Origin of the sequence: Nocardia tenerifensis NBRC 101015, from assembly GCF_000308715.1 — a bacterium.
Taxonomy (GTDB): domain Bacteria; phylum Actinomycetota; class Actinomycetes; order Mycobacteriales; family Mycobacteriaceae; genus Nocardia; species Nocardia tenerifensis.
The window spans coordinates 1-4,755 of record NZ_BAGH01000111.1 but is presented as its reverse complement, the minus strand read 5'-3'; the positions used below and the strand labels follow the sequence as shown (position 1 = coordinate 4,755).

At 69.4% G+C, this 4,755-nt stretch carries 7 protein-coding genes; 1 reads left to right on the top strand and 6 read right to left on the bottom strand.

The window, feature by feature from the left end; translation table 11 throughout:
- Window positions 1-58 precede the first annotated feature (58 nt).
- A complete protein-coding gene (locus ON39_RS08975) occupies window positions 59-775 on the top strand; it encodes a DUF5984 family protein (RefSeq protein ID WP_146251247.1) in 717 nt (238 codons plus the stop codon).
- A gap of 19 nt (window positions 776-794) precedes the next feature.
- On the opposite strand, the gene ON39_RS08970 is transcribed toward ON39_RS08975, so the two are convergent.
- The 6 genes from ON39_RS08970 to ON39_RS08945 form a co-directional block, all read right to left on the bottom strand.
- Window positions 795-1,637: a DegV family protein gene (locus ON39_RS08970; protein WP_040732873.1), complete on the bottom strand. Its 843-nt coding sequence runs from the start codon at window positions 1,635-1,637 to the stop codon at window positions 795-797.
- Window positions 1,638-1,640: 3 nt separating this feature from the next.
- On the bottom strand, window positions 1,641-2,336 hold the full coding sequence (gene octT / locus ON39_RS51265) for a diglucosylglycerate octanoyltransferase (RefSeq protein WP_040732875.1): 696 nt from the start codon (window positions 2,334-2,336) through the stop codon (window positions 1,641-1,643).
- Window positions 2,337-2,718: 382 nt separating this feature from the next.
- A complete protein-coding gene (locus ON39_RS08960) occupies window positions 2,719-3,378 on the bottom strand; it encodes a histidine phosphatase family protein (RefSeq protein WP_040732872.1) in 660 nt (219 codons plus the stop codon).
- Between the two features lie 49 nt (window positions 3,379-3,427).
- Window positions 3,428-3,844 (bottom strand): ribosome silencing factor, encoded by a 417-nt coding sequence (gene rsfS, locus ON39_RS08955; protein ID WP_040732871.1) that lies wholly within the window; start codon window positions 3,842-3,844, stop codon window positions 3,428-3,430.
- A 26-nt stretch (window positions 3,845-3,870) separates the two neighbouring features.
- Entirely contained in the window at window positions 3,871-4,512 is a 642-nt protein-coding gene (gene nadD / locus ON39_RS08950; protein WP_040732870.1) for a nicotinate-nucleotide adenylyltransferase, read from the bottom strand.
- Window positions 4,513-4,544: 32 nt separating this feature from the next.
- Window positions 4,545-4,755 (bottom strand): hypothetical protein (locus tag ON39_RS08945; protein ID WP_157195423.1); only part of this gene is annotated, 211 nt, incomplete at its 5' end.

Sequence of the window (4,755 nt, the reverse complement as noted above, 5' to 3'; positions counted from 1 at the left end):
ATGGGGGCGACGGTAGTTTCGGGTGGCTGCGAAAGGTCGTGGGCGAACAGGTGATTCGGTGACCCTGTTCATAACCGCCGGGGGGTGTGCACAACTCGCCGACGGCCGGCGGATCGGGCGGGCGTGGCGGAGAGCGCGCACGACCGAGCTACTCCGGACCCAGGCCGGACGCCCGGAGACTCCGCACGATTGCTACGTGGAGTACTACGTGGCTCGCCTGTGGGAGGACGTGCTGACGCTGCTGCCCGGCGCGTTGGAGCCGGTGCCGAGCGACCTGACCGATTTCATCAGCGCCGAGCCGACGGACTGGTCGTGGTCGGACACCCCGGCGGTCGAGGCCGCGTCCACCTGGTACGACGACCGCGTCCTCGACACCGGATACCTGTGGTTCGGCCCGCACCTGCGATGGTGGCGAACGGTCGACGGCGACTCCGACGTCATCACCGTCGCCTGGCACCACCCGACGGACCCGGAGAGCGAGATCGAGTTCACCGGCCCGCCGACCGGCCGAGTCAGCGTGCCGACCGACGAATTCCGCACCGCGATAATCGGGTTCGATCGCGAGCTGTTCGCGGCGATGGCCGCACGCATCGGCGAACTCGAATCATCGTGCCCGCCGACGGGCATCGAGATCGACCTCGAACGCCTGCGGCACGAACAACAGGATCGAACGCACTGGCTGACGCGAGCATGGGAGTCCAAGCATGAAACCGATTGGGCGGCAGTCCGACTCGGCGCGCGCACGCTGTGCCGATCCGCCACCGCGGCCCGCTGAACGAGCGCACCACGCAGACCTACGCGCAACCACCCGGCAGCACAACCACACCCACCGCCCCGACCCCGAGGTGAATCCCCAACGCGGGCCCGAACTCAGCGACGACCACCTCCCGGACCCCCGGAACCAGCTCCCGAAGCTGCCCCGCCACAGTCTGCGCCGCCTCCGCACTCCCGAGATGCTGCACGGCGACGGCGACCCCGTCCTCCCCCGCCGCGTCGATCGCCGCCGCAACGAGTTTCGCGAACGCCTTCGACCGCGTCCGAACCTTCTCCCGAAGCTCGAGACGCCCCTCGACGATCTGCAACAACGGCTTGGTGACCAGCTCACTACCGAAAAAGGCGGCGGCGGAACTCAATCGACCACCCCGCCGCAACTGCTCCGTGCGATTCACCAAGATGAATGTGCGCGCGCGACTCGACGCCGACACCGCCGTGTCGTACACGAGATCCAACGACGCGCCGGCGCGAGCCCGGCGAGCGGCGGCCAGAACCGGCAGCCCGGTAGCCAACCCGGCTCCCAGCGAATCGACCAGCCGCACCCGATCGGCGGCGTCCATATCCCGGACGGCCTGCCTCCCCGCCTCCCACGTGCCGGACAGCTGCCGCGAAATGTGCACGGCGACAACCCCGTCCCCGCCGCTGCGCTCCCAGGCCTGCTCGTACACGGCGCGCAGCTCACCCGGCGAGGCCGCCGAGGTGGTCACGGTGTCCGAGGCATAGTCGATGTCGACGGGGTCCACGCCCTCGCGGATCGCGCGGTCACCGATCAGGACATGCAGCGGTACGACGGCGATATCGAGCTCTGCGGCGAGTTCGGCAGGGAGGCTGGCGGACGAATCTGTCACGACCACGACGGCCACGGACTACCGAACCTCCTGCAGGGTCTTCACCATCGCGTTGGCCACGGCCGTGTGCCCGGCCCAGCCCCAGTGGATGCCGTCGGGGTTCGCGTCGCCCGAGAAGATGTTGTCGCGCACGGCTTCTCCGAGATCGACCAGCGGCACCGAGGTGCGCGCCGACCACGCGCGCAGCGCCCGGACCGCGCGCTCACGCCCGGAGTGCACGCGCCCGTACGCCTCGCAGTTGTGCACCGACGGCAGCACCGCGACGAACGGCAGCTCGGGCCGCAACTGCGCCAGCGCTTCCCGCGACTGCTCGAGGTAGTCGACGCTCACCTTCGGCGGAAGCGCCACGGGCCGACCGAGTTTCGACAGTTTGGGCTGCAACCAGGTGTAGGCGGTCCGGACCTGCCGACGCAGCGCCGGCGGCCGGATGTAGCGGATCAGCTCGCGCAGCGCGGTCGGCAGCGGCGAGGGCAGCGTGTCCATGCCGCCGACCGCGAAGACCACCGCGCCGGCGCGCGGCACCGCAGCCCACACCCGCGGATCGCCGATCAACGCCCAGTAGGCGTCCCGGCATGTCCAGCCGATCCGCCCGACCAGTTCCACATCCCAATCGAGCTCCGCCGCAACGAGGTTCGGCCAAATCCGCGGATGATCGGCGGGCAGCCCACCTTTGGGCCCGAAGTAGGACAGCGAGTCCGCGACCACCAGCAGCACGGGGCGCTGGGAGCGCGGCTCGTCCTCGGAATCGGCTACCGCCGCAGCGAATTCGCCCTCCGAGACCGCAGGCTCGACACCCACGACGCCTTCCGACGCCGCAGGACCGACGCCGACGACAGATTCCGCCGCCACCGGCTCGACCCCACCGGCATCCCCGGACTCCTCGGGCGGCGGATCCACCGAACTAGCGGGCAAAGACCCCTCCGGTTCGGACGGCGTCTCCTCCTCCGTACCCGACTCGTCGACCTCCGACTCGGCAACCGCCGGTTCGGCCACCGGCGGTGCCGGGGGCGGGCCGAACAGCGCGTCCGGGATAGACCGTTCCGGCTTGGCAGACGCCTTCCGGAACAGTTCATCCGGCACCTGCCGAATCGGATCTTCAGAGGACATCCGGGGCCACCTTCGCCGATGCGTTCCACACGTCAAGGCGCCAGCCGGGCTGGTCGATGCTCGGACCGTGACTGCTGAGCTGCACCCAGCTGGTGTTGGCCAGTCCGCCGAGGACGGGCCAGTTCGCCGGAGGCAGATCTAGCAGCGCGGCCGTGAGGCCGGCGATCAGCCCGCCGTGCGCCACCAGGATGATAGTCCGGCCGGGCCAGTCCTGCCGCTCGACGAGCAGTTCCCGCACCACGGGCAGCGAACGCGCGCCGACCTCCAGTTTGTTCTCCCCATTGGGCGGTCGGTAGGTGGCGTCGAGCCGCCAGGCCTGCCGCGCGCCGGGGTAGTCGGTGTCGACCTCGAGGTGGGTCAGTCCCTCCCAGTCGCCCAGGTCGGTTTCCCGCAGTCGCGGATCGGGCACCACGTCGAGCGAGGTGTGCTCGGCGAGGGCGGAGGCGGTCTCGAAGGCGCGGCGCAGATCCGAGGAGACGATGGCGATCGCGTTGCGCGAGACCAGTTCCCGCGCCGCCTCTTTCGCCTGACGGCGGCCGAGTTCGGTGAGATCGGTGTCGATCTGGCCCTGCATCCGATCGGCGGCGTTCCACTCGGTCTGCCCGTGGCGCAGCAGGATCAGGGTGCGCACGCCGGCGTACTTGCTCACGCGCGGGCCTCGCTGACGCTCGGCGCCGCCGTACCGATGACTCGCTCGTTCACTCGGTGTCGCTCTTCGCCTCGCCGTTCACCGCCGCGGCCCGTTCCTCGGGCGCGCCGATGCCGTCCACCGGCACCACCGGGCAGTCCTTCCACAGTCGTTCCAGCGCATAGAAATTGCGCTCGTCGTTGTGCTGCACGTGCACGACGACGTCGACGTAGTCGAGCAGCGCCCAGCGTCCCTCGCGAGTGCCCTCGCGCCGGACGGGCTTGTGCCCGGCCGCGCGCAGCTTGTCCTCGATGTTGTCGACGATGGCGTTGACCTGACGCTCGTTCGGCGCGGACGCGATCACGAAGCAGTCGGTGATCACCAACTGCTCGGACACGTCGAGCACGACGACGTCGAGCGCCAACTTCTCGTCGGCGGCCCGCGCGGCGACCTGCGCCATCTCGACCGCCTCCACCGATGCGCTCATCGTTGTCCCCCGCTACGCTCGCTCACTCAGCTACCTTCCGCTCCTGCGGGCACATAGAGGTGCCGCTTGGATATGTACTGCACCACGCCGTCTGGGACGAGATACCACACCGGCCGGTTCTCGGCGGCGCGGCGACGGCACTCACTCGACGAGATCGCCAGCGCCGGGATCTCGACCATGGTCACCGCATCGGCCGGAAGATCGCGCAGATGTTCCTCGAGATGATCGATATTCAGCTCGTACCCCGGACGGCTCACCCCGACAAACCTCGCCAGGTCGAACAGTTCGGCCCAATCCTGCCATGTCAGGATGTTGGCCAGCGCATCCGCTCCGGTGATGAAGTACAGCTCGGCGTCGGGATGGGTGTTACGCATCTCCCGCAGCGTGTCGACGGTGTAGGTGACCTTGCCCCGGTCGATGTCCGCGCGACTGACCGAGAAGCTGGGGTTCGAGGCGGTCGCGATGACCGTCATCAGGTAGCGGTCCTCCGCCGGGCTGACCTGTTTATCCGCCTTCTGCCAGGGCTGACCCGTGGGAACGAAGATGACTTCATCGAGCGCGAACCGATTCGCGACCTCGCTGGCGGCGACCAGGTGACCGTGGTGGATGGGGTCGAAGGTGCCGCCCATCACGCCCAGTTTGCGGCCGCGCCGACCTGTCTCGTGCATGAGTGCCGAGCTTAATCGGTCGGCGCGGCCCCTTATTCGGCCGCCAGCCCGTACCCGTCCTCCGCGTCGAGCATCTCGCTGAGCTCGCGCCGGGTCTGCGCGAGCTCCTCGGCGACCGCCGAGCCGCCGTCGGACAGCTCGTCGATCAGCTCCCGCATCGCGCGCAACCACGGACGCCCCGGCGCCGCGCCGGACCCCCACAGCTGCAACCAGGCCGCCGACCGCACACAGCGAGCCCTGGCC

Coding starts and splice junctions, on each gene's coding strand:
- nadD (WP_040732870.1), bottom strand. CDS start 4,512: ATGCACGAGACAGGTCGGCGCGGCCGCAAACTGGGCGTGATGGGCGGC.
- rsfS (WP_040732871.1), bottom strand. CDS start 3,844: ATGAGCGCATCGGTGGAGGCGGTCGAGATGGCGCAGGTCGCCGCGCGG.